At 49.6% G+C, this 25,682-nt stretch carries 18 protein-coding genes and 1 pseudogene; 3 read left to right on the top strand and 16 right to left on the bottom strand.

Translation table 11 applies throughout. The features are described 5' to 3' along the window. Positions 1 to 52: 52 nt before the first annotated feature. The 4 genes from KJS52_RS11495 to KJS52_RS11480 form a co-directional block, all read right to left on the bottom strand. Entirely contained in the window at positions 53 to 826 is a 774-nt protein-coding gene (locus KJS52_RS11495) for a PepSY domain-containing protein (RefSeq protein WP_213515083.1), read from the bottom strand. 96 nt (positions 827 to 922) lie between these two features. Continuing rightward, positions 923 to 1,708: a PepSY domain-containing protein gene (locus KJS52_RS11490; RefSeq protein WP_213515081.1), complete on the bottom strand. Its 786-nt coding sequence runs from the start codon at positions 1,706 to 1,708 to the stop codon at positions 923 to 925. Between the two features lie 48 nt (positions 1,709 to 1,756). Further along, positions 1,757 to 3,151: a sensor histidine kinase gene (locus KJS52_RS11485; protein WP_213515079.1), complete on the bottom strand. Its 1,395-nt coding sequence runs from the start codon at positions 3,149 to 3,151 to the stop codon at positions 1,757 to 1,759. Beyond that, positions 3,148 to 3,843 carry a response regulator transcription factor gene (locus KJS52_RS11480; RefSeq protein ID WP_213515078.1) on the bottom strand — a complete coding sequence of 232 codons (696 nt, stop codon included), beginning with the start codon at positions 3,841 to 3,843 and terminating at the stop codon, positions 3,148 to 3,150. Before KJS52_RS11480 ends, KJS52_RS11485 begins: the two co-directional genes overlap by 4 nt. A gap of 164 nt (positions 3,844 to 4,007) precedes the next feature. Here KJS52_RS11480 and KJS52_RS27895 point away from each other — a divergent pair. Then, a pseudogene (locus KJS52_RS27895) lies at positions 4,008 to 4,093 on the top strand (shikimate kinase); the annotation flags it as partial. A 163-nt stretch (positions 4,094 to 4,256) separates the two neighbouring features. Here the strand turns inward: KJS52_RS27895 and KJS52_RS11475 are convergent. The 7 genes from KJS52_RS11475 to KJS52_RS11445 all read right to left on the bottom strand — a co-directional run bounded on the left by KJS52_RS11475 (position 4,257) and on the right by KJS52_RS11445 (position 13,784). Continuing rightward, a complete protein-coding gene (locus KJS52_RS11475) occupies positions 4,257 to 5,216 on the bottom strand; it encodes a glycoside hydrolase family 43 protein (RefSeq protein ID WP_213515076.1) in 960 nt (319 codons plus the stop codon). Positions 5,217 to 5,261: 45 nt separating this feature from the next. Further along, a complete protein-coding gene (locus tag KJS52_RS11470; protein WP_373871357.1) occupies positions 5,262 to 6,164 on the bottom strand; it encodes a carbohydrate ABC transporter permease in 903 nt (300 codons plus the stop codon). Positions 6,165 to 6,177: 13 nt separating this feature from the next. Continuing rightward, a complete protein-coding gene (locus tag KJS52_RS11465; protein ID WP_373871358.1) occupies positions 6,178 to 7,038 on the bottom strand; it encodes an ABC transporter permease in 861 nt (286 codons plus the stop codon). A 190-nt stretch (positions 7,039 to 7,228) separates the two neighbouring features. Next, positions 7,229 to 8,986, bottom strand: coding sequence for an extracellular solute-binding protein (locus KJS52_RS11460; RefSeq protein ID WP_213515070.1), 1,758 nt, complete (start codon positions 8,984 to 8,986; stop codon positions 7,229 to 7,231). A 197-nt stretch (positions 8,987 to 9,183) separates the two neighbouring features. Continuing rightward, positions 9,184 to 10,158, bottom strand: coding sequence for a glycoside hydrolase family 43 protein (locus tag KJS52_RS11455; protein WP_213515068.1), 975 nt, complete (start codon positions 10,156 to 10,158; stop codon positions 9,184 to 9,186). 10 nt (positions 10,159 to 10,168) lie between these two features. After that, positions 10,169 to 11,935, bottom strand: a complete 1,767-nt coding sequence (locus KJS52_RS11450) for a glycoside hydrolase family 2 protein (RefSeq protein ID WP_213515067.1) — start codon at positions 11,933 to 11,935, stop codon at positions 10,169 to 10,171. Positions 11,936 to 12,857: 922 nt separating this feature from the next. Further along, positions 12,858 to 13,784 (bottom strand): ArsR/SmtB family transcription factor, encoded by a 927-nt coding sequence (locus tag KJS52_RS11445; protein ID WP_213515065.1) that lies wholly within the window; start codon positions 13,782 to 13,784, stop codon positions 12,858 to 12,860. A gap of 259 nt (positions 13,785 to 14,043) precedes the next feature. Between KJS52_RS11445 and KJS52_RS11440 the strand changes: the two genes are divergently transcribed. Continuing rightward, positions 14,044 to 15,306 (top strand): copper amine oxidase N-terminal domain-containing protein, encoded by a 1,263-nt coding sequence (locus tag KJS52_RS11440; protein WP_213515063.1) that lies wholly within the window; start codon positions 14,044 to 14,046, stop codon positions 15,304 to 15,306. Between the two features lie 210 nt (positions 15,307 to 15,516). Continuing rightward, on the top strand, positions 15,517 to 21,798 hold the full coding sequence (locus KJS52_RS27705; protein ID WP_213515061.1) for a rhamnogalacturonan lyase family protein: 6,282 nt from the start codon (positions 15,517 to 15,519) through the stop codon (positions 21,796 to 21,798). 107 nt (positions 21,799 to 21,905) lie between these two features. On the opposite strand, the gene KJS52_RS11430 is transcribed toward KJS52_RS27705, so the two are convergent. The 5 genes from KJS52_RS11430 to mobA all read right to left on the bottom strand — a co-directional run bounded on the left by KJS52_RS11430 (position 21,906) and on the right by mobA (position 25,654). Then, the gene (locus KJS52_RS11430) at positions 21,906 to 22,703 is read right to left on the bottom strand and encodes a polysaccharide deacetylase family protein (RefSeq protein ID WP_213515059.1); all 798 of its coding nucleotides are present in this window, start codon (positions 22,701 to 22,703) and stop codon (positions 21,906 to 21,908) included. A 52-nt stretch (positions 22,704 to 22,755) separates the two neighbouring features. Continuing rightward, a complete protein-coding gene (locus tag KJS52_RS11425; RefSeq protein ID WP_213515057.1) occupies positions 22,756 to 23,364 on the bottom strand; it encodes an SGNH/GDSL hydrolase family protein in 609 nt (202 codons plus the stop codon). Between the two features lie 183 nt (positions 23,365 to 23,547). Beyond that, a complete protein-coding gene (gene hisF, locus KJS52_RS11420; RefSeq protein ID WP_213515055.1) occupies positions 23,548 to 24,321 on the bottom strand; it encodes an imidazole glycerol phosphate synthase subunit HisF in 774 nt (257 codons plus the stop codon). Between the two features lie 99 nt (positions 24,322 to 24,420). After that, positions 24,421 to 24,945 carry a molybdopterin-guanine dinucleotide biosynthesis protein B gene (gene mobB, locus KJS52_RS11415; RefSeq protein WP_213515053.1) on the bottom strand — a complete coding sequence of 175 codons (525 nt, stop codon included), beginning with the start codon at positions 24,943 to 24,945 and terminating at the stop codon, positions 24,421 to 24,423. Next, the gene (gene mobA, locus KJS52_RS11410) at positions 24,938 to 25,654 is read right to left on the bottom strand and encodes a molybdenum cofactor guanylyltransferase (protein ID WP_213515051.1); all 717 of its coding nucleotides are present in this window, start codon (positions 25,652 to 25,654) and stop codon (positions 24,938 to 24,940) included. Before mobA ends, mobB begins: the two co-directional genes overlap by 8 nt. Between the last annotated feature and the right edge of the window lie 28 nt (positions 25,655 to 25,682).

The following is a 25,682-nucleotide window of genomic DNA, read 5'->3' as shown; positions in this document are numbered from 1 at the left end:
ACTTTGCAGGGGGTTACGAAAGCTTAAAGCTTCTATAAATCAGTATTACTAATTAATCGTCGTAGCGATCATCGTCATCCCAATTATCATCGTCGTCGTGATCGTCATCATCCCAATCATCGTCCCAATCGTCATCATCCTCGTAACGATCATCATCCCAATCGTCGTCGCGATCCAGCTTTTGCGACAGCACCTTGCCGCTATAAGCATCGATGTCGAGCTCTACCTTGCCTTCAGTTGTTTTTATTTCAACTTCATACTTCGTAACCCCGTCATCGCGATCCAGATCCAGCTCGATAATCGTGCCCTTCACAGTATCAAGCGCGATTTTTTTAGCCTGCTCTTTTGTAAGGATGGTGCTGCTGTTGGCTGACTTGCCGCTTGCTGTAGTACTAGTTCCATTTGTCGGCTTTGCGCTGACAGACTGGCTGTTCGCAGACTTGCTGCCTGCTGCTCCGCTTGAGCCCTGCGAGCCGCCACCGTTAGCGCTTGAAGCCGAAGCGGCAGCGCTTGACACAGCCTCTCTGCCAGCACGCGGCATATCATCGTCATCATCATCATAAACCGCCAAAGTCTCGCCTGTTTTCGCATCAATGATAACCGTTGCATCATCGTCCTTGCCAGAGCGCTCTATCTCGATCTCATACACAAGCTTGCCCCGCTCACGCTCCAAATCGATCTCTTCCACAACCCCGCTTACTTGCTTAAGCGCGGCTTCCTTGGCTTTGGTTTTGCTGATGATGCCTGAGGATTGAGCGGCAATAACGCTGCCTGTTCCCAGCAAAGCAACTGCGGCGGCTGTAATAATCCATATCCTTTTATTCATTCCTATCTCCTCCTGTTTTTCTTGATGCTTTCATAGTAAAGCCGCTTTCTAACAAAAGGATTATAGAAAAATTAGAATTTGATGAGAATGCAAAGCTTATTGATCATCATTGTCATCATCGCCTGCATCGTCATCGTCTGCATCGCCATCATCGTCATTATCATCATCATCGCCCCATGTAATCGACATCACCTTGCCTGAGGCAGCCTGGATTTGAACCTGCGCCTCCTTGCCGTCCTCCGTTTCAATCTCGACCAAATAGTAGCGCGTGTCGCCTTTGCGTTCCAAATCGACATCCTCAACCGTGCCGGCAACCTGTGCCAGCGCAAGCTCAATCGCCCTGTCTTCGGAAATAAGCGCCGGGCGACCTGGCGGAGGCGTTGGCGTAGTGGTTGGCTTTTCTCCTTTATCAGGTGTTGCTGTTGGCTTGCCATTGTTGCTGCCTGAAGTCGGCTCAGGCAGCGTGCTTGACTCTGGTGCAGCCGAGCCATCGGGGGATGGACTGGCTGTTGGCTGAGCTGAAGTTTCAGGAACAGGTGCCGATTCCTGTCCACCTTCCTCACTGCCTTGCTCACCATCGCCTTGCCCGTTGTTGCCTCCCCCGTTTGTAAACTGCTCCAGCGTCGTAATGCCGTAAATACCGCTGCCATCCGTTTTCACCTCGACCTCATATAAGCCTGCAGCTGTTTGCAGCTTTACGATATACAACGCCCCAGAGCGCGAGGTTTCCAGCACCTCGCCTTCATATTGCTGCAGCACCGTTTGAGCAGCTTCCTGCGCGCTAATCTTTGCTTTATCCTTAGCTCCGCAATAGCTGAGCACGACTATGAAAACAATGGCCAGCAGCAGAGCGCCGCTTATCATTAATGCTTTTTTTCGCATCCCTCTCACCTCATCCAGGGCGTGTCTCGCACGCCCAATCACTTGCTGCTATTGTAACTCGCTTTTATTAGATTTTGCTGAGAATGCCGGAATATGAATGGCAGCGGTCGTTCCGACGCCTTCCTTGCTTTGCAGCTCCAGACGAACACCTGTAGCCTCGGCAATCTCCTTGGCTAGCGACAGGCCAAGCCCGATCCCGCCCGCAAGCACGGATTCATCACGACTCCTCGCTTTATCTACCCGATAAAATGGCTCGAACACCCGTTCAAGCTCAGCCTCGGCAATGCCAATCCCGCTGTCCTTAACCGCAATGCAGCAGCCATCCGCTTGCTGGCTAACCGCTACAGTAACCGCCGCTTCGCTATATTTGCGAGCATTATCCAGCAATATGATGAGCAGCTGGCATAGCTTATCCTCGTCGCTTACGATCATTACCGCTCCTTGCTGCGCCAGCTGCAGCTCGACCTGGCGACCATAAGCCTTCTCGAAATTAGCTGCTGTTCTTTCCACCACACCTACAGCGTCAAATTCAGTAAGCTTAATTTGCCACTGGCGATTCGGCTTGGCCAAAAGCAGCAGCTGTTCCGTCATCGCCTTCATCCGCACCGCTTCAGAATGAATCGCCTCAAGCGACTCCTCCAGCAGCTCCGGCTGCTGATGCAATCGTCTTTTTAGCAGGCTGGCATAGCTTTCAATGACTGTAATCGGGGTTTTCAGCTCATGCGAGGCGTTGGCGACAAATTGCTCCTGGCGCGAGTAATTGCTTTCCAATAGCGCGATCATCTCATTAAAGGACTCGCCCATTTCCAGCAGCTCATCCTTGGAGCGGCCTGCTTGCTTGAGCCTGACAAAATTGCCGCTTTTGGCAACCTGCTTCATCGTTTTGATCATTTCTGCTATCGGCTGCATAATGACGCTGCCGAGCACCCTGCTCGATATAACGGCGGGCAGCATGACACAGAGCGCAACGATGAGCAGCACGATACGAAGCATGCGAAGCAGCCCCATCAGCTCGCGCAAGCTAATCATGAGCTGCAAATTGACCACCTCGCCGCTGGCTGCGATAACTGGAATGGAAACAAAGCCGTAGCTTTGCTGATTAAGCTCGATTTTTTCCAGCCGCTCCATGCTATGAAACTGCAGCGTCTGCTTGCTAAGCTGCCATTCTGATGCAGAGGTGACGACAAGCGGCGTGTCGCCTTGTGCAACATACGCAATCATCCCGTTGAGCGGCACATAAGCGCGCAGCAGTTCCTCGATTGCAAGGCGGTCGGTGCGCTGCATTATATCTGCCGCTGCATGCTGCGCCTCGGCTTTCAGCTGCTGCAGCTCATTCGAAATCGACATGCGGCTGAAGGCCGCATATATCGTAACACTGGCAGCGATAAGCAGCAGCGCAAACAGCACGGACGTATATAAATGGATTTTACTGCGCAGCTTCATACGCTTTCTCTCAGGACATAGCCTATGCCGCGAACCGTATGAATCAGCTCCTGGCCAAAGCCCTCGTCTACCTTCTTGCGGACATAGCGAATATATACATCAACTACATTCGTATCTCCCGCGTAATCAAAGCCCCAAACCTCAGTTAGCAGCTGCTCGCGGTGCAGTACAAGCCGCTGGTTTCTCATCAAATAAGCAAGCAGATCAAATTCGCGCTGCGTCAGCTGAATTCCCCGTTCATCTCGATACACCTCGCGCGTTGCCGGATTCAACCGCAAATCGGCAATCGTCAGCCATTCGCCAGGCGAAGCCTGCACAGTCGCTTTGCGAGAATTGCGCAGCGCCGCTCTAACGCGAGCCAGCAGCTCCTCGATTTCAAATGGCTTCGTCACATAATCCGTTGCGCCAAGATCAAGGCCGGAAACCTTATCCTCGACCGCTCCTTTAGCGGTCAGCAAAATAACTGGCGTCTGCTCATCCTCGCTGCGTATTCTGCGCAGCAGCTCTATTCCACTCATAACAGGCATCATCACATCAAGCAAAATAAGATCAACCACCTGCTCGCGATAGCTGTTCCAGCCAGTCAGGCCATCGAATGCTACCTGCACCTGATAGCCCTCACTTTCCAGCTCGATTTGCAATAGACGGGCGATTTTCCTTTCATCCTCAACGACTAAAATTGTTGCGCTCACTTCATCTGCTCCTCCCTTGACCGTACGCTGCCGCAAAACTCATTTACGGTTAGTTTAAAGCGTAGCTGGCAAAAGGTAAAGCTGAAGCTGAAGTTGTTAAAGAAGCTTGGGACACAATGAAATAATGTAATACTATAAGTAAAATATGTTCTAAGGAGGATCGCGTGAAGTTTGTTTTAATTTTTGGTCCGCAGGCAGTAGGGAAAATGACGGTAGGTATGAGTTGGAAAAGATCGCGGAATTGAAATTGTTGCTTCTGAAGTTGCTGCAATTATTAAAAATAGATTTAACTTGTAAATTAAAAAACCGTCTTTTTCTGAGCAATGGACGTGACTACACTCCACTTTCAGAAAAGACGGTCTCTATGCGTAATCTGGCAATTAGCCAGCAATTATAACAACGTGCCCAAGCAACTAATTCCGCAATAAAGCCTGCTCGCCTGAGGGCAGCGGCATTGCTTGGTCGGCCGCAACAGGCGCGCCAAGCTTTGGCGTACCATCGTCATGCCAGCTAAAGCGCTGCATGCGAATTTCACGCTTCCAGCCCGCTCCCTCATGCTTGGCTGTATGATACACGATCCACTCCTCCGTGCCGTCCGGCGATACTGTGAAGGAGGCATGGCCAGGTCCGTACAGTCCGTTGCCTGCTTGAAAAATCGGCTGGCTTTGCTTCGTCCAGGAGGCTGGATTCAGCAAGTCGCTGGCTTCGCTCGCCGTAATAAGGCCAAGACAGTAATCGTCCGTCCAGCTGCCGCTCGCCGAGTAGACCAAATGAATTTGTCCGTTGCGGATTAGCAGCTGAGGTCCTTCATTGACATGCGGATGATGATTCGTCTCCCAAGCATAAGTTGGTCGTGCCAGCTCCACACGCGGCGAAGCAATCGTCCACGGATTTTGCATCGCGGCAATGTACAGGTTTTGTCGTATATTTTCATCCCCTTCCCAGCCCGACCATAGAAAGTAAAGCTGCTTGTTCAGTTGCAGCACCGTGCCGTCAATCGCCCATTTATTGCTTGCGTCGGTAATTTGCCCTTTATCCTCCCAGCTTCCTGCAAACGGATCAGGGGAGCGGTTTTCCAGCACGTACATCCGATGATTGGCATTGTCGCCATCGTCGCGAGCGTAGTAGATATACCATGCGCCAGCTATATAATGCAGCTCAGGCGCCCAAAGGTTGCAGCCTTCAGGCTGGATCATACAGCTTCTTCCCGAGCCGATCGTTGAAAGCCGCTCTGATTTCCAAATTGTAATGTTGTTCCCGGTTGTTTTCGTGAAGTAGTAATAGCCGTCCGTATGCTTGTATACCCACGGGTCCGCGCCATCCTCCACGACTAAGCTATAAAAGCTGTCTTGCGCAGCAGTATTGACTTGCATAGCTGCATCTCCTTTCCAAACCAGCTATTCTCGAGGCTGTCCGCACTAGCCTTTAATCGAGCCGACATAGACCCCTTTTACGAAATACTTTTGCAAAAACGGGTACACCAGCAAAATCGGTACGGTCGATACTACTATTGCGCAATATTTGACCAGCTCGCGAAATGCGGTTGAGCTTTCCGCGCTGTTAATGACTACCCCTGCGGCGCTGCCCATCGTTGTCGCCGTAGAATCATTGGCGACCAAAATTTCCTTCATCAGCAGCTGCAATGGAAACAAGCTGCGGTCCTTCAGCAGCACCATCGCGTTAAACCAGGAATTCCAATTGCCAACCAAATAATATAAAAAGATGACAGCGAGCGTAGCCTTGGACAGCGGCAATATAATTTGCAGCAAAATTTTTGCCTGGCTGGCGCCGTCAATCGTCGCCGCTTCCTCCAGCTCAATCGGCAATGACTGAAAGCTCGTTCGTAAAATAATGATGTTCCATGTGTTCAGCGCGGTAGGCAAAATCATCGCCCACAAATTGTTATACAGCCCGATATCCTTCATAAGCAGAAACCACGGAATCAAGCCGCCGCCGAAAAACATCGTAATCGTAATAATGATCATAATGAAATTTTTGAAATACATATCTCTGCGCGACAGCACAAATGCCGCCAAAATCGTCATTACCATATTAACCAGCGTTCCAAGGCTGACATAGATGAGCGTATTGCGATAGCCAATTAACAGGCTGCTGTCCTTGAACACCAGCTTGTAGCCGTCCAGCGTAAAGCCGAGCGGCTTGAGCAGCGCTCCTTTATGCGCCATCAAGGCAACCGGATCACTGACTGAAGCAAACAATATGTGAATGAGCGGATAAAGGCAAACTAAGGTTAACGCCGCCAGAAACAAATAGTTTAGCGTATTGAACGTTACATCGCCTATTGATCTTTGTCTCATCATTCTCTGTCCTCCCCTACCATAGACTAACCTCTGAAGTGCGTTTGGCGATTCTGTTCGTAAGCCACAGCAGCAGGAAGTTGATAATCGCGCTAAACAGCCCAACCGCCGCGGAAAAGCTTAGACTCGCCTCGCGCAAGCCGCGCCTATAGACGTACGAGGCTATAACATCAGCTGTGTCGTAGGTTAATGGATTGTACAGCAAAATAATTTTTTCATGGCCGGATGCCATCAAGCCGCCTACTGCGAAAATAAACAGAATGACAATGATCGGACGAATTTGCGGCAGTGTAATATGCCACATTTTCCCGATCCGACCAACGCCGTCTATTTCAGCCGCTTCGTACAGCGCTGGATTGACCGTGCTCATCGCCGCCAAATAAATGATGCTGTTCCAGCCGATGTCCTGCCAAATGCCGGAAAAGGTGTAGATCGGTCTGAAAAATGAGGAATAACCGAGCAGCGAGGTGTACTCCTTGCCTGTAATGAGCTGCACAATTTGCGTAATAATCCCTTCATCTGCCGTAAAGATATGAATAATCCCGCATACGACAACGAGAGAAATAAAGTGCGGCATATACGTAATCGTCTGCACTACTCGTTTAAACTTGCTGTTGCGCACCTCATTCAGCAGCAGCGCCAGCAGAATCGGAGCAGTAAAGCCGAAGGCCAGTCCCCACACATTTAGCATTAAGGTGTTTTTTACGACGCGCCAAAAGTAAGGCCCTTGAAAAAAGTCGATAAAATGCTTAAAGCCGACCCAATCGCTCTCGGCAAAGCCAAGCAGCGGCTTGAAATCTTTAAAGGCAATCGCAACTCCCCACATCGGCCCGTAGCAAAATACGATGTACCATACAAGCACGGGAATCGCCAGCATATATGCAAACCAGTGCTTGTTCAAATCCTTCTTAAGCACACTTTGTAAACGGGAGGATTTAGGGGCGTTGAGCACGCCCCCGGCCTCCTTCACTTTCGGGGTTGACTTCATCATTATGCACCTGCTTTTCATATCTCGAATGACCAAACCGAGCTAATCTTGAATCGCACGGAATGCTTGCTTTAACCGCCTATCTGTTGTTGTATCGATCCAGTGCCGCCTGATGGATGCTAAGGAATTCATCAAGCCCCATCTTTTGCGCTTCACTTAAAAATTTATCGTAGGCATCAACCGGCAGCTCGCCTTTAATAATTTTGGCAAAGTATTCATTTCTAAGCGTAGAAAGCTGGTTGCCGAGCTCCGCCTCGCGTGAAGCCTCTTCCTTCGTAAAGGAAATTGGCGGCATCGCAACGCTTGCGTCCATATTCTCCGTCCAATATTTGCGAATATCTCCCGAATAGCTGCCTTCGGATACGATTAGCGGATTGGAATGATGCTCGTCGCGAATGTTTGGCCAGTTATGCATGCGATATTTATGGAGCGTAACCGCGACCGGCTGACCGTCCGGGTCGTTGTAGATGTAGCTTTCAGGGTGGTAGTACGGCATGCCGTTTTCATCAACCAGATGCACGGTGCCGTATTCGCCGTAGTTGATCATTTCCCAGCCTTTTTTCGTATAGTTGAAGTCAAGCCAGGCCATCGCTGCCTCTACATGCTCGCTCTGCGTCGTAATCGCAGCGCTAACACCGGTGCGCATAAAGTTTCTGTAGGTTGTAGCAGACTTGTCGCCTTCATTGAGCACAGGGTTGAGCGCGCCGACAAAGTCGATATTGTTCTGCTGCTTCCAGAAGCTCCACATCGTATCCGGCGAATCCATCATCGCTGCCGTTTTGTCGGAAATAGCGGTCGACATGCGCTGATTGAAGTCTGCCGTCGCCCAGTCGCGATTCAATAGCCCTTCCTTATTCCATTGCTGCATCGTCGCCAAATAGTCCTTCGCTTGCGGCTGAGCCGGTCCCCAGCCAACCTTTCCATTTTCATCAAGGAAGGTCCAGTCCCATACGCCAAAGGCGCCATTCAATATTCCCGTAAAAATTTGTCCGTAGTTGGAGCCGTAGTTAAGCGGCTCGCTATAGCCGACTTCCTTCGCCTTCGTCAAAAACGCATGCCATTCCTCAATCGTATTCGGCACGTCCATTCCTGTTTTATCAAGCGCTTCCTGCTTGATCAGCATACCGAACCACATCCACTCCGAGTAAGGGGCGATGCCGTAGAAGCCGAGCAGGCGGCCATCGTCAGTAACAGTTGTTTTTCTTCTCATTTCGTTAGAGTTGCGCCAAGCTGTATAGTTGGGCGCATATTGCTCCATCAGATCCGTCAAGTCCAAATAAGCGCCATCATTTACACCTGCTTCAAAGCCGCCAGGATAACGACCCGGGTCAATAATAATGTCTGGCAGGTCGCCGGAAGAAATCATCAAGGTAAAGGAGTCCGCTTCCTGACCAATTGGTGGTGTAATGAAGTTGACCTTAATGCCTGTCAGCTTCTCGATCTGCTTCTGAACCGCATGCGCGTTCATATCAGGAATATCGGAGTTGGCCGGCATCCATACGTCGAGCACAACCTCCTCCTTGAACGGATAAGCGGAATAGTCGCTCGGAATGACCTCCTCAAACACATCGCCGAGATACGTGTCGTTCAGCGTCGCATTAACAAGGTCAATTTGCTCCTGGGTAGGCCCCTTGTTGCCGCGAATGTCTGCGCTTATGTCGTCAAAGTTTTGATCCGTGTTGACTGCTTGATTGCTGTTGCCTTCGTTGCTCTGCCCGTTTTCTTTATTAGTGCCGCCGTTTGAACCGCCGGAGTTGCCGCTGCAAGCAGATAAAACAAGCATAATTAGCATAGAAATAATGGCAAGATTCACAATACGTTTGGATCGTGTATTCATGTTTATCCCCCTTGTTTTAATCCTTATAAAATGATTTAATACAAAATTTTCGAATCAATGGCAATGCTAGTGCTGTAAAAAACAGGCTGATCGATAGCCTGGCATTTACTCTAGCATCTGCTTTTTCTAGCATCTGCTTTCTACCACTTGCTTTCTAGCGTTTGCTTTCTAGCATTTGCTTTCTAGCATATTACCTGCTAAACGCTCGCTTCTCCTGACGGCAAATCAAGCCATTTATCGGTCGCCAGCGGTGTGCCGAAATCCGGCATGCCGTGCTCCGTCCAGCCAAAGCGCTGAATCCGCAGGCTGCGGCGCGAGCCTTCTGCACGACTCATTTCCGACTCAGAGTACGAATAGGCATGGTAGACAATCCAATCCTCCGTACCGTCGGGCGAAACCGTAAAGCTGTTATGCCCAGGAGCGTAGACGCCCTGCTCCGGGTCTTTGGCAAAGACGGGGCCTTCATGCTTTTCCCAGGCCGCAGCATCCAGCAAATCGCCAGCTTCAGCGATGCTGGTCATTCCCAAGCAGTAATCGTCAGACCAGGTGGCGCTCGCCGAAAAGACCAGGAAGATACGGCCATTGCGTCGCAAAAACACCGGGCCTTCATTAATCGCCATCCCGCCTTGCTTTTCCCAAGCCTGCGTTGGCGCGGTAATCAGCACATTGTCACCGGTCAGCGTCCACGGATTGGACATCTTCGCTGCATAAATCGCCGAGCCGTAATCTGGAAAATAGCCATAGCCTGAGTAGAAAAAGTAAAGCTCGCCTCGATGCGCAATAACGGTGCCGTCCAAGCCCGCATGCTCGGTATTGACAGCTCCCTTGAAGCTCCAGCTGCCGCTTAGCGGATCATCACCTTGCAGCTCAAGCACGCATATGCGGCGCGATTGATCGCCGCTGCCATCTGACGCCGTATAGTAAATATACCAGCCGCCTTCCACATAATGGAGCTCAGGAGCCCAAAGCTGACGAGAAAGCGGCTCGGAAGGATCAGGCTGCCAGACAACCGTTGGCTGCTGCTCGCCAATGCTGCTCAATGCCTTGCTGCGCCAAAGCGAAATGCGATCATTTTGCGTAACCGACATATAATAGTAGCCATCCGTATGCTTTATAATCCATGGGTCCGCGCCATCAGAAAGCAGCGGATTTTGAAATGCTTGCCTGCTCATAACTTCCTCCTTATGCTCTTGAAAGATTAATTTCACGAATCGTCTCAAGCGGTAGCTTCGGCTGACGCGTCTCGGTCAGCAAGCCGTTTACCTCCTGCTGCACATCCGTAACCTGCGTGTAGCAGTAGCCGACAATATACTTCGCTTGCCTGATCGCTTGGTGCAGTCCGCGCAATCGCTGCAGCAGCGCTTCCTCATCCGCTTCCTGCCTGCCGTAGCCCCAGCCGCTATCATTTTTCAGCGCAACTCCGCCAAATTCACTTAAGATGATCGGCTGCCCTTTATAGCTATAGCCGTCGGCAAAGGCGTATTTGAAATAGTTGAATGCCCGCTCATTGTGGACTATGCTTTGCTTGTCGCTGAAGCGCTGCAGCAGCTCCTCACCTGTTTCCACATAATCATGCAGCGTTAAAATGTCGGATACAGTATGCTCCCAGCCATCATTCGTAATGACCGGACGATGAGGATCAAACGATTTAGTCAGGTGATAGATCCCTTCCGTAAATTGCTGCTGCCGAACGTCTGTCTTAATCTTCATAATTCCCCACGACTCATTAAACGGCACCCACGTTATAATGCTCGGATGATTGTACTGCTGACGAACAACCTCCAGCCATTCGGCTGTAAAGCGATGCACGGCCTGATCATTAAATTCAAAGGCGGCAGCCATCTCCGACCAGACGAGCAGTCCCTTAACATCGCACCAATACAGAAAACGCGCATCCTCCACCTTCATATGCTTGCGCACTCCGTTGTAGCCCATTTGCAAAATGAGATCGATATCCGCGATAATCGCTTCCTCTGACGGCGGAGTTAAGTGACTTTCCGGCCAATAGCCTTGATCAAGCACAAGCCGCTGATAAAGCGGAACATTATTAAGCAGCACCTCTCCCTTCTCAATCGAAATCTTTCTCATGCCAAAGTAGGAATGCACATGATCGACCTTCTCTTCGCCGTGGTACAGCACAAATTCCACATCATACAAATGCGGATGAGCAGGCGACCAGTAGCACATCTTCCAAGGGCCATTGCCTTCATGAATGAGGCCTATGTCGACCTCCAGCCAAGGGCGGTCGATTGCCAGCCTAATTTTTTTAATTTGCTGGCCCTTGAAGCTGATGATCGTTTCCAAGGCAACAGGCTTGCTCTGAAAATCCCCCTTTACTTGAAATTCAAGCTTGACGGAAAATGCATCGACATCCGGCGTTATTTTGACCGAATCGATATGTACAGGATCAACCAGCTCCATCCATACCGTTTGCCATATGCCGGTCGTCTGGACATAGAAGCATTCAAAGCTGCGATCCACCCATCTTTGCTTGCCGCGCGGCTGCGTTGCGTCCTTGCTGTCCTCGACCTTAACGGTTATTTGATTCGTCGAGCCCGGGCGCACATATGGCGTAATATCAAAGGAAAACGCTGCATATCCCCCTTGATGAGAGCCGGCATAAATGCCGTTGATCCATACCTTGGCGAAATAATCCACCGCTTGAAAATGCAAAATTAGCCGTTTGCCTGGCACTTGCAGCGGAACCTCAAACGCACGATGATACCACACATTAGCATGATGCTCCTCGACGCCAATCCCGCTAGCCTTCGTTTCATACGTAAATGGAACACGGATTTTCAGCTCATTTGGAAATTGCGCAAACCATCGCTCCTGCTCGCCTCGATTATGATCATCAAACCGAAAGTCCCACTCCCCATTCAAATTAACCCAGTTGCTCCTCACAAATTGAGGACGCGGATAATCCTTCACATACATCGCTGTTGTCATCCTGTTTCTCTTCTCCCTAACAAAACAATTGTTTTATTTCATATATTTTGTTTATAAACAAATATTATAACTAAATAAAAATAATGTCAACGCTTTCTTTCAATATTTTCGTTTCAATCAATAAAAAAAGATCCGGAATATACCTCCTTCCCTTTAGGAAGACATATCCGAATCCTTAAATGAACGTTCAATAATTCGGCTTTCAGGACCAAGAAGATGGCACGATACTAGAAGGCGAGGAGCGCAGCGTAGGCACTAGCTACGTGAGCACCGCAGCCTTCGGTAGCGTGACATATTCGCCGTCGACTAAGCTACAGAGCAACTTCATCGTCATCAAAGTCGGATTTTTGAACTACCTCTTCCAATAAAAGTTCAATAATCCGGCTTTCAGGACCAAGAAGATGGCACGATACTAGAAGGCGAGGAGCGCAGCGTAGGCACTAGCTACGTGAGCACCGCAGCCTTCGGTAGCGTGACATATTCGCCGTCGACTAAGCTACATAGAAGCCGCATCGTCATCAAAGTCGGATTATTGAACTACCTCTTCCAATAAAAGTTCAATAATCCGGCTTTCAGGACCAAGAAGCTTGCACGCTAGTAGAAAATGAGGAGCGCAGCGTAGGCACTTGCTACGTGAGCACCGGAATTTTCGCTAGCGTGCAAGATTCGCCGTCGAATCCGCAACAGAGAAGTCACATCGTCATCAAAGTCGAATTATTGAACTACCTCTTCCAATAAAAGTTCAATAATTCGGCTTTCAGGACCAAGAAGCTTGCACGCTAGTAGAAAATGAGGAGCGCAGCGTAGGCACTTGCTACGTGAGCACCGGAATTTTCGCTAGCGTGCAAGCTTCGCCGTCGAATCCGCAACAGAGAAGTCACATCGTCATCAAAGTCGAATTATTGAACCTCCTCTCTACAGTCTAAATATCGTATTCTAGGCGCATAATAATCCCCTGCGCATGATCGCCAAACGCTTTGCCGAACAAATTCATGCCGCCCTGATGCTTGGCATCCGGCTTGATCCCGATGCGCAACGTAATGTAAGGCTTGTCCTCAAGCATCAGATCTGCAATTTTCGTATCAGAGCATTTCTCCTGATCAATCGTGCTGCGGCTCAAGTCGACGCACCACGTTTTCAGCAAACCATACTGCGTGCTTTTGTCGTACCACCACGAAGGGTTCAGCTTGCCACGATGATCGCCAAAATCACCCGGCGAAATCCAGGAACCAAGCTCTACTCCATTTACCCAAACTGTAATTTCCGAAGGCCAGTCATTGTTGTAATTTGGCGCCTCGGAGCATAGCTCCAGGGAAAACTCCAGCGAGCGAATTTGCGCTCCCGGCGGGTGCTTTCTCGGAAAACGGTATTCTATCCAGCCCTTGCGGAACCAGATCAGCTCGGCTGTGCGGCTTTCTGGCAAGTAAAAGCTGACGGGATCATCCTCGGGAAACAGCATGCCTGTGCTGTTAGCCATGCCGCATGTCGGCACAATATCAAAGTTGATAAAATGCCCGATCGGCATTTCTACCTCCTCCACCTTGCCCCGCTCCTGCTCATACACGCTAGGATTAAGAATCATATGCACATCGTCAAAGTTGCGTCTGCATACCTTCATCGCTCCACGCGTTGCAGGCTGCAGCTCAGTAATAATCAGCTCGGCCTCCTCCAGCACCTTAACATTGTTCGCTGCCGTCGATACTGGAATATCCAGCTTCTCGGCGATTTCAACAATGTTGTAATCCGGCTTGGTAAGCAGCAGCTTTATAATGCCAACTCTGGTATGGGTACTAAGCGCATGTGCGACCTTTACGAGTCGATCAGGATCATTAATCGAAAGTTGCAGCAACGATATTCACCTTCTTTATCATTTAATTCAACTCAATTTGGTTGTGATGATTTTAATTTTATATTTATTGTAATAAAACAATCATATCACATTATTGTTAACTTTTCAGCCTAAAAGATAGAGCTACTAAATTCCTACTACCGTAGTCAAAAAGTTCCAATTTCTAGGATGCTGGCAGGTTTTTTTAAATAAAAGCCGAATGTTTCTGGTTGGATAATGATAGATCTATTCATAACGAACAACGAAGGAGAAGGATAAGATGAGAAAACAAACTTTAAAAGTACAGCTAACGATTTTGCTTGCATTCATTCTTATTGCCTCATTTGCTTTGCCGGGAGGAAAACTGGAAGCCGCCAGCACTTTCATGGGTGAGGTTGAAGAGAAGTACGAAGCGCTTGAAGCTAAGTTTACGGAGCAATATAAAACTGATTTGAAAAGCGAAACGAATTACTATGAGCAATTTTTACAAAAGATATCTAGCGAACAGAAGAAGCTAGAGCAATGGCTCGATGAAGATTTGGAGTATCTGGCCGATCTGCTGAAGGAGGATTACAAGAAGCTTGAAGCTCAATTCGGCTCAGACCGCTCCTACAATTCAAAGCTTTCGCGATATAAAAACCAAATTAATGAAAGCTACTCTACCGGATCGCTGTGGAAGTACGCCAAGGAATCCGACAAAAGCTATTCCACAAGCCTGCACTGGAAATTCAATACGCAAATTAATCCAAGCTACAGCACCAGCCTAATGTGGAAGTATAAAAACGAAATCAACCCAAGCTATTCTACGAGTACGATGTGGAAATATGCCAATATGGTTAATCCCAGCTATTCTACAAGCTTGATGTGGGAGCTTCATAATGAAAGCAATCCGAATTATTCAACCAGCACGATGTGGAAATATAAAATAGGAAACCTCAGTCTCGAGGAAGCAAAGAAAGATATCGAGAGCATACTGAAAACTGGCGAAGAGGATTTGCAGGCTGAGCGCGACTCGCTTATGAACACGATTCAGAAGACGCGCGAAAATACGATCAATGATGTCGTCAAGCTGCGTGATGAAACGGTTCGCAGCATTCTAAAGCAGCGCACAGATAGCCTTGAAGAAATTTCTGATTTGAGAGAGCAATATTTTGGCGCTGGCATTAAAGCAAATGCGCTTGTCATTAGCTTCGACTCGATTAAAGTCGTTATCGATGGAGAGCTGCAGCAGTTCGAGCAATCGCCAATTGTCGTAAAAGGTAATACGCTAGTTCCAATGCGAGCGATTTTTGAGCGGCTAGGGGCAAAGGTTGAATGGAATCAAATTCAGCGCACCGTCAAGGCGACAAAAGGCGACACAACCATTGGGCTAACGATTGGCAGCAGCACGGCAACTAAAAACGGGCAATCCGTAAAGCTTGATGTTCCGGCACAAACGAAAAACGGCCACACAATGGTTCCGCTGCGTTTCATTAGCGAAGCGCTGGGCGCAAATGTGCAGTGGAACGGCAAAACAAGCACCGTAACGATTACAACCTCATAACAATACGCAAAAGATATGTCGGAGGCTCATGCTGCCAAGCAGCTCGGAGCCTCCGACATTCTTTTTTATGCCCTTATTCAGAACGAAGAAGATGACGGAAATTTGAACAAAAAGATCGTTTATCTGTCTGTTCCTTCACTAAGCCAAGCAATAAGCTAGTATTGTGTCTACTAATAAATCAGGTTGAGGAAAGTGAGGTTGAGCATCAATATGAACACCAAGATCCGAAAAATTGCAGCATTGCCCCTGGCGCTGCTCATGGTGCTAGGGCTCATTTCTCCAAATTTTCTCGCAGCACAGACTGTACTGGCTGAAGCCAACACTCCATTGGAGCTAAAGTTTAATATGGCGCATCCAGGAGCTTCACAGACGGGAATGGAGGAATGGACATCGATCTACCCTGCAACGCCAGCTTATTCACCCGAAATTGGCTACGGCGTCCTTGATCCAAGCGGCTTGAATTCGCGTGACCGCAATCAGCCTGGATTAACGCCGCTGGAAAATCAGTTTTTACTTGGCGTTGCTGCTTTTCGCGTCGATCTGCCAAATGGCCATTACAGGGTCACGGTATACTCGGGCGACCCTACTGGCAGTGGAACAACGAATATGAACGTTTCAGTAGACGGCTCAAATAAAGGCAGAATTAGCGTTAAAGCGGGAGTTAGCTCGCTAACCTTTGAGCAACAAGCAGTAAACGGATATATTCAACTCGATTTTTCCGGTCATTTATATCTTAATGGCATTGTCATCACTGAACTGCTGCCTGAAATTCCTGAAGCGCCAGCTTCTTTGCAGGCAACTGCGTCCTATACGAGCATCACGCTAAATTGGCAGGCAAGCGCAACTGACAATACGAGCTATCAGGTTTACCGCTCGCTGAGCGGCGCAAACGAGTTTGAGCAAATCGCTGCGCAGCTCACTGAGCCAAGCTATCAGGATACAACAGCCCAGCTCGCAAGCAGCTACGATTATTATGTAACCGCCGTGAAAAACGGCTATGAATCTGGACCAAGCAATCTCGTAACCACTCAGTTGCAAGCGGTTACAGAAGCGCCGCCAGCACCAGCCGCGCTCTCGCTGCATAGCGTCGGTGCAGGCTCTGTTACCCTTGCCTGGTCAGCAGCTCCGCTTGCCGATAGCTATCGTCTTTACCGTGCCGAGCAAGCAGCCGGTCCCTTCGAGCTGATTGCCGATTCCATTGTCAATCTGCAATACAGCGACACTAGTGCCGATACCTCGAAGATCTACTTCTATCAGGTGCGGGCAGTGAACAGCATCGGCGAATCAGAGCCATCGCCGACGGTGCAAAGTGTAATCTATTCCGCACCTGTCGAGCTTCCTGACAGCTTCCCATATCGTTTTGACTTTGGCCAAGGCGTAGCAGCCGAAGGCTATATTCCGATTAATGAGCAAAATGTGTACAGCGAGGAGCTTGGCTATGGCTTCTCCAGCATGGAAGGCACTGTATGGGGGCGGAACAACGATGCTGATCCAGTAAAAAATGATTACGCGATTCCGCAGCCAGCAACCGAGTTCAAGCTCGATTTGCCTGCTGGCGACTATCGCGTTACCGTGATCGCAGGCGACTCGCAGTTAGCGTCGCGCACAGGCATCATTGCGGAAAGCATGCAAAAGGTGCAAATTCCCGAGACGGAGGCAGTTGGATACATGGAGCGCACATTTGATTTGGCTTTGATTGACGGGCAGCTTAATATCAGCTTTAACGGCAGTGCTCCGAAAATCAATGCGATAACAGTGGATAAATTGCCTGAACGCCAGCCGGGCTCGCAGCCAACAGTATATCTTGCCGGCGATTCCACCGTGCAAACCTACGATGAATATTGGAAGCCGGAGGCGGGCTGGGGACAAATGATCAATCGCTTCTTTACCAGTGATGTGCTGTTCGACAACCACGCCATCGGCGGCAGAAGCAGCAAAACCTTCTTTACTGAAGGCCGCCTCGACAATATTTTGCGTTCGATTCGTCCTGGCGATTATTTGTTAATCCAATTCGGTCATAACGATGCAACGATTAGCGTGCCGGAGCGCTATACGTCCGTTCCAGACTATAAGCAATATTTGAAAACCTATGTCAACGGTACGCGCCAGCGCGGAGCAGAGCCTGTTCTTGTAACTCCGGTTGGACGCCGTTCCTTCAACGAAGCGACAGGCAAGTTCAATGTCAGCTTCCCGGAGTACGTGCAAGGGATGAAGGAGGTCGCAGCAGAACTGAATGTGAAGCTGGTTGACCTTAGCGCGCTGAGCATTGCCTTCTACGACGAAATCGGCTTTGAAGCAACTCGCTCCGTCTTTTTGCATACGGACCCAGGTGTTTATCCTGCTTTCCCTAACGGCAGCACCGACGATACGCATTTTCAGGAGTACGGCGCTATTCAGCTGGCAAGACTAGTAGCCGGTGCAATCAGCGAGCTGAATCTGCCAATCTCGCAATATGTGATTGCTAGTGAAGCGCCTGACGCTGTGCCTGACGCTCCGAGCGATTTAATTGTAAGCAGCATTAGCAATGCTGGCGCTACAGTGAGCTGGTCGGCAGTAAATGGCGCAGACATTTACAAGGTGTACCGCAAGCAGGCTGATGAAGCCGCGTTTACGCTGGTAACAACCTCAACCTCGCCGCTGGCAAGCATTACTGGCATGACGGACGGAACCGAATATGTCGTATATGTAACGGCCGTTAATGCCAAGGGAGAATCTGAGCCTTCGGCTCAAGCAAGCTTCCGTACAAAATCGGCCGATTATAAATTCGATTTCCAGGGCGGACCTGATTATCCGCATCCGGGCACCGATGCGGCTGGCTATACGATCGTTAATTTGGGAGCGTCCGAAGCAACCTCGACAGCCTACAATGAGCAACGCGGCTACGGCTTGTACTACGAAGCCGGCATGATCGCCCGCAACCGCGGCTACGGTAATTACGCCGGCCAGCTGCCAACAGAGGTGCTTGATGCGCTGCGCGATTGGATTGGCTATTTTAATACAGGCTGGCAGTTTAGAGTGGATGTGCCAAACGGCATCTACGCGATCAAGCTTTATGTTGGCGACTTCGGCGGCAGCGCGCGCACTAATCTGGCGGTCAATGGCGTAAGCTACGGCGCAGTGAACGCGGCCAACTCCAGCTATACAGAGCGGGTCATTAACAATATTCAAGTTACCGACGGCAAATTATTGTTCCACTTTACCGGATCAACTGCAATTGCCAATGCGCTTGAAATTACAACGATTCTTGTCGCTCCTGACAATTTGCATCTGGCAGACTCGACACTAGACATCGAGCAGCCATCGATCTCATTAAAATGGAATGATGCTGCCGACATCGTCAAATACCGCGTTTATCGTCAAATTGAAGGCTCCTCCGTGCGCGAGCTGGTTGCAGAGCCTGCCGAGGCTGAATGGACAGATGAAAACGTAGTTGTCGGCGCAAGCTACCGCTACTCGGTATCAGCGGTTGACCCGGGCGGGGTCGAGTCGGTTCGCTCCAATGAGCTGGTCGTTGATTTGTTCGAGGCAAGCAATGGCGTGATTGACGCACCGCAGCAGCTTGCTGTGGCAGAAATAAACAAAAATGATGTAACCATCGAGTGGGATGCCGTTGCTGGTGCTCACGCCTATGCGATCTATCGTTCAGAAAGCATTGACGGGCCATATGAGCTGGTTGGCTTTGCGAATGCTCCGGCCTTCACCGATACGAGCGTGCTGACGACAATCGCTTACTACTTCAAGGTCAAGGCGCTGCATAACGGTCTACCTTCCGAGCTGTCTGAAGCTCTGGCAACTCCTGCTGTTACGACGCTTGTACGGCAAGCGGAGGCGCTTGACCGCGGACTGGTTGCAGTGAATACGAGCGAAGGTGTATTTGTGAGCTGGCGCATGCTCGGAACAGATCCGTCCTCCATCGCCTTCCATCTGTACCGCGATGGGCAGCGCATTACCAATACGCCTATTACAAGCAGCACCAACTATTTGGATGCGCAAGGCACGCTGCAATCCGTTTATGCTGTAGCAGCCGTTATCGACAATAAGGAGCTGCCTGCCTATGATCAGGCACAAGTTTGGGCCGAGCAATATATCGACATCCCGCTCAACAAGCCGGCTGATGGTGTGACGCCGCTTGGCGACCCGTATACGTACAGCGCAAACGATACAAGCGTGGCTGATCTCGATGGCGACGGCGAATATGAAATTATCGTCAAATGGAACCCGTCCAACGCCAAGGACAACTCGCACGCCGGCTACACCGGCAACGTCTATATTGATGCGTATAAGCTGTCCGGCGAGCAGCTATGGCGGATTGATTTGGGCCGCAATATTCGTGCAGGAGCGCATTATACGCAATTTATGGTGTATGATCTCGACGGAGATGGCAAAGCCGAAGTCGCCATGAAAACCTCTGACGGCACTATCGACGGCACAGGCAGCGTTATCGGCGATGGCAGCAAGGATTATCGCAATTCATCCGGTTATGTCATTATCGGCAATGAGTATTTAACGATATTCGATGGCTTGACGGGAGCGGAGCTTGCTACTGTCGACTATGATCCGCCGCGCGGTGTTGTCGCGGATTGGGGCGACGGCTACGGCAACCGCGTTGACCGCTTTGCAGCCACGATCGCTTATCTTGACGGTGAGCGCCCTAGTTTAGTGATGGCACGCGGAGTATATACCCGGATCGTGCTTGCCGCCTACAACTGGAGAGATGGCCAACTGACTCAGGAGTGGAGATTCGACACGCTAGATGAAGGCAATGGCGACTATGCGGGCCAAGGCTACCACAGCTTGAGCGTTGCGGATGTCGATCAGGATGGCAAGGACGAGATCATTTACGGCCAGATGGTAGTCGATGACAACGGCAAAGGCTTATACACAACTGGCCTGGGACATGGCGATGCGCTTCATGTCGGCAACTTCGTTCCAAGCCGCGAGGGACTGGAAATTTTCGCTGTGCAGGAAAATACCGGCGCACCGTATGGCTATAACCTGCGTGATGCTCGTACCGGAGAAATTTTATGGGGAGAGCACACGGGCATTGATACAGGACGCGGTCTGATTGCCGATATCGATCCTCGCTATCCTGGCGCCGAGGCATGGGCAATCAAAGGAGAATGGAACAGCCGCACAGGCGGCTTGCACAATGCAACGACAGGAGAGCAGATCAGCACCTCGATTCCAACGAGCAACTTTGCGATTTGGTGGGATGGCGACCTGCTGCGCGAGCTGCTTGACCATGACTATCATGAAGCGATTGGCGCAGGCACTGGCGTTATCGACAAATGGGATTATGAAAACGCCAAGCTGGAGCGAATTCTGACAGCTGAAGGCACGCTTTCCAACAACAGCACCAAGGGCAATCCATCGCTGCAGGCCGATTTGCTGGGAGATTGGCGGGAAGAGGTGCTGTGGAGATTGGAGGACAGCTCGGCACTGCGGCTTTACACGACAACGGATGTGACTGAGCATCGCATTTATACGCTAATGCATGATCCAAACTATCGGCTAGCAATCGCATGGCAAAACGTTGCCTACAACCAGCCGCCGCATCCTGGCTTCTTTATCGGAGAAGGCATGGCGGAGCCGCCTAAGCCGAGCATTTACTTGAATCAGATTGCCATTAGCAGCATTACGATTCAGAGCAGCAGCAACGAGCTTCAAGCTGGCGAGCAGCTTCAGCTGCAGGCTATGATAGCGCCTGCTGCGGCAACGAACAAGCAAGTCGCCTGGAGCGTAACGAACCTCGATGGCTCAGCGACAAGCAAGGCCGCGATAACGAGCGATGGCCTGCTTGTGGCTCAAAGCGCAGGCGAGGTCAAAGTAACAGCGCGTGCCCAGGATGGCTCAAATGCTGCTGGCGAGATGATTATGACGATAAAAGGCACAGGCGGCGAGCCTGGAGAGCAAGGGGTTATTGTTGCACAGCCTAACAGCGATGGCATTGAAGAAGCGGTCATTACACCAGAGCTGCTGCAGCAATTGGCAAAATCAAAGCAAGTCATTCAGGTTAAATGCTCAAGCAGCAACTGCACGAAGCTGCTGTTAAGCTTTACACAGCAAGTAACCGAGCAATGGACCAGACTGAACGCACATAAGCTTGAAATCGAGACACCACTTGCCAGCATCAATCTTGGCGCGGCAGTTGTGCAAAGCCAAAAGGGCAAGGGCAAGCTGGAGGTGCTGCTGGAAAACGTGCAAGCTCCAGAAGCAGTCGTCAAAGCTACGGGCAGCGATACTATGCTGCAGCTTACTGTCCTTTATGATGGCAAAGAGGTTGATAAGCTTAAAGGCGGCGTAACCGTAACACTGCCGCAGCAATTAGAGAGACCTTCCTCGAAAGGGAAATGGACAGTCTACCGTGTAGACAACAATAACCGCTTAACTGCTGTCAACAACAGCAAGCTCAATAGTAATCACCAGCTTGAGTTCAAAGCGGAGCAAAATGGCAAATATGTCGCGGCATATGTAGAGAAAGGCAAGAAGTAAGTGAGAACCACGTAAAAGAGAGGCAGTGACAGGCGCTTTCGCCCATCACTGCCTCTCTAGGCGTGTCTGAAAACCCGCTCAGTAGCAGTTCTCAGACGCACCCTGACTTAAAGCTCAACCATGCTGCCTGCTTTAAGCTCAACAGGCTGGTCATCTACGCTAACCCATAGATCAAGCGCGGTCGGATTATGAACGACACTGCAATCCATCGTAAACCGCAACTGCTGCAGCGCCTTCATATAGGCGACAATTTCCGCATTGGTCGCATACCAAATATCGTCGCGGCCTGCGATTTTCTCGCCAAACTGCTGCACGATTTCCCAATTGTTGTCACCTTCAAATTCATAGCTATGTCCCCATACGTAAAGCAGGCTCATCCGTGTATGCCGCTGCTGCAATTGCAGAAACTTGTCTGCATGCTCTAGCATATGTTTGTGGTGGCAGGTCGGATGCCATGCCAGCCAATTTTGCGGCATATGAAATTCGCCGTGGCTTTGCACCGTGCGCGCATATTCTATTCCTAACGCTTGAAGCTGCTCGATTACACCAGCATGATACGTGCCGAACGGATAGCTCATCCCTCTGATCGGGTAGCGAACAAGCGACTCCAACGCCTGACGATCCTGCACAACTTGAAAAATGATTTGCTCCTGCGGCGATTGCTCGAGAAATGGATGATGCGTTGTATGGATCGATACTTCATGCCCTCGGAACAGCTCGGCAACTTCTCCCGCTTCAATATAGCTGTTGCGGCCAAAAAAACCGCTGTTTAAATGAAAGGTTCCTTTCAGCCCATACTCATTAAACAGCTCCACCAGTCTGCGATCATATTCTCTGCCATCATCAAAGCTTAGTGTAAGCGCCTTCGTAACGCCGCGAGGAAAACGATTAAACAAAATATTCATAAGTTCCGCCTCCATCAATTTAGCTATACTTGAAATTGTGCTTCTCTATTATTTAGCTGTAGCGTTGCAAATATCCTGCAATATATGCTGCCTGCAAACGTCTAATCTCTTCCTTGTAATGCACATGATCACAGTACGCTTCACTGCCGAAGGCTCGCGTGAACGTATAAAGATCAATTGTCGGGACCTTGTGCTTGTCCATAATCTCATCCGCCGCCTCATTATAGGCTACAACATCGTCGTGAAATCGAAAAAAAGCTGAGCCAGGGGAATTATGTATGTTCTCATCCGCATCCGTCGTACGAATCCAGATTAATCTTGGTGAAATTTCCTGCGCGAAATGGATGATCGCTTCAAGATTGGTTCGATACAATTGCAGCGATATTTGCTTTAGCCCTGAGTGCGGATCTGTCTTCAAATCATGCAAGCCGCAATTTACGAGCAGAACATCATAGCGCACGCCCTTGCTTCTTTCCTGCAATAAATATTGCAGCACCATGCTGCTGTCGCCGCCATTGGCACCAACCGGCTTGTCCAGGTCAGCCAACGCTTCCTCTACGCCGCGTTTCCGATCATAATGAAAGCGGCCTGCTGTCATTTGCTTTAAGAATGGGCCATACTGAATGGAAATACTGTCTCCAACGACGAACAGCTTTTTCATTTACAGCCCTCCTCTCCATTAATGCTTTATCGCAATGCGATTAATCTACATGTTTACTTTATTACAAAACTATTAAGCAATCCTCTACTAATATTGCACTCTTCCATTAAATCATTGCAATTATTGCACAAGCCAAAAAAAGAGGCCAGCTATTGACCTCACTTCAGGATTTAATAGTAACGATTATAGTCTCATATGAATACCTTCATCTGCCAAATACTGCTTTATTTCCTGCACGGTATATTCTTTATAATGAAGAAGTGACGCAACAAGCGCAGCATCTGCATTCCCTTCAATAAAAACATCCTTAATATGCTCTAGCTTGCCCGCTCCGCCTGAAGCAATTATCGGTATTCCGACATGCTTGGAAAGCGCCTCTATAAGCGCCAAGTCATATCCTTCTTTTGTTCCATCCTTTTCAATACAGGTACAAATAACCTCTCCCGCGCCGAGTTCCTCGGCGTACTTCACCCATTCAATCGCATCTAGCCCGGTATTTTCGTGTGCCGAATGCGTATAGACTTCCCATCTGAGCACGTTGCTTTCTTCATCGTAAACAGGCATCACATCCAGGCCTAAAACAACACACTGACTTCCAAATATTTGTGCCGCTTCTGAAATTAACTCCGGTCTTTTTACTGCGGCCGAATTTACTCCTACCTTATCCGCACCGGATCTTAGAACTTGTTTGATATCATGAACTGATCTAATCCCGCCAATAACGGAAAAGGGAATAAAGATTTCTTCGGCAACTTTTTTAATCCAATCATATTTGACTTCCTCATTATGAAGCGATGCCGTTGTATCCAAGTAAACGATCTCATCAGCTCCCGCATCAGCATATAATTTGCCAAGCTGAGCCGGGTCGCCAATAACCGTAGGGTTGCGAAATTTCACATATTTTACAGCCTTGTCCTGCAAAACATCAATCGCTGGAATAAGTCTTTTCGTCAGCATCCACGGCACCTCCCAATTATTATTTCCTTCATTATAAAGAGATCCCCATACAGAAGTAAGGGGAATCTTGTCGAATATATTAATTTTCTTGTTACTTAATTAATATATATGTTTATAAAATAACGAATCGATATGCTCAGCGATTTCTTCAGTATCATCAAGCTCAAAAACAGACAGCTTCATACTATCCGCCAGCTTGCTCCTAAGTTCCACCTGCTCCCACATGTCAGGCCACAATGCAGCAGCCGTAACGCCGGGCAATTGCTTAATCAACTCAACGTCCTCAGCGGAGCGGATTAGCACGAGCTTAGGGTAGGGTTCAAGCTTAAAGCCTTCGACAATTACAATCGCATCCCTCGGCGCCTGCTTTATCAAATCAGCCAACTGCTCCGTCTCATTATAAACAATCGCTGTACCGTTGCTGGCCGTTATCGCTGACCAACAGGCGCCAGAATGGCGGTGCAGCCATGTATCGCTGCCTTTGCGATCAAATTCAAATTGATGGGCATCATGCTTAATCGTGGCAACACGCTGTCCCTTATCTGTCCAGAAATCGATTAGCCGACAAACAAGATTGGTCTTTCCTCTATTTTTATACCCGACAATTTGATAGGGGCTAGCCATATTGCCGCGCCTCCTCTCCTACTGGAAAGCTCCGTGCTTCCTCTCTTACTGAAAAACTCTGCTGCAAGCGCTCATATTGCTCAGGAGTGTTCATATTGCAAACAAAGCGAGGATCAATACCTGCATCAAGCAAGGCTTGCTCTGTCACAATAAGCGGCTCCAGCCTTTGCATAAGCACTCCCATGCGGCGTTCCCCCGCTGCAACGAGCGGGGCAAGCAGGTTAATGCTCTCCTTGCGGTAAATAGCCTGCAGCGGATGCAGCTTGCCGCCGATCTCTGGAATAACCGCCATGGCTCCGCTCACCTTTAATTGCTGGACCATCCATTCCGCAGACTTTGCAGAAACTAGCGGCATGTCGCAGGCCGATAACCAGACGAGCTCCTCCTCCCTCTTCTGCAAAGCGGAATAAAAGGCGACGAGCGGGCCGCAATCTGGCGCTTCGTCCAAAGCAACAGACAGCCCTAGCCTGCTGTAGTGCTGAGCCTGATGCTCATATGCGGCAGCGACCGTTACAGACTGGCACAGCCTGCTCATTTCTACAGCAATTCGCTTTATAACAGGCATTCCAGCGAGAGGTAGAAGCGACTTCATTTCCCCATTCATTCTGCTGCTGCGCCCTCCGGCTAATATAATGCCGCCAATGCCGGTATTCCCTGCTGTTCCGTTTTCATACGATTGCTCTCGCTTTGCTAAGGCATGTTGGATCATAGATAGCATGGCTCCTTTCCTATGTGCG

Origin of the sequence: Paenibacillus montaniterrae, assembly GCF_018403185.1 — a bacterium.
GTDB classification, from domain to species: domain Bacteria; phylum Bacillota; class Bacilli; order Paenibacillales; family Paenibacillaceae; genus Pristimantibacillus; species Pristimantibacillus montaniterrae.
This window is presented reverse-complemented; position numbering and strand designations above follow the sequence as displayed.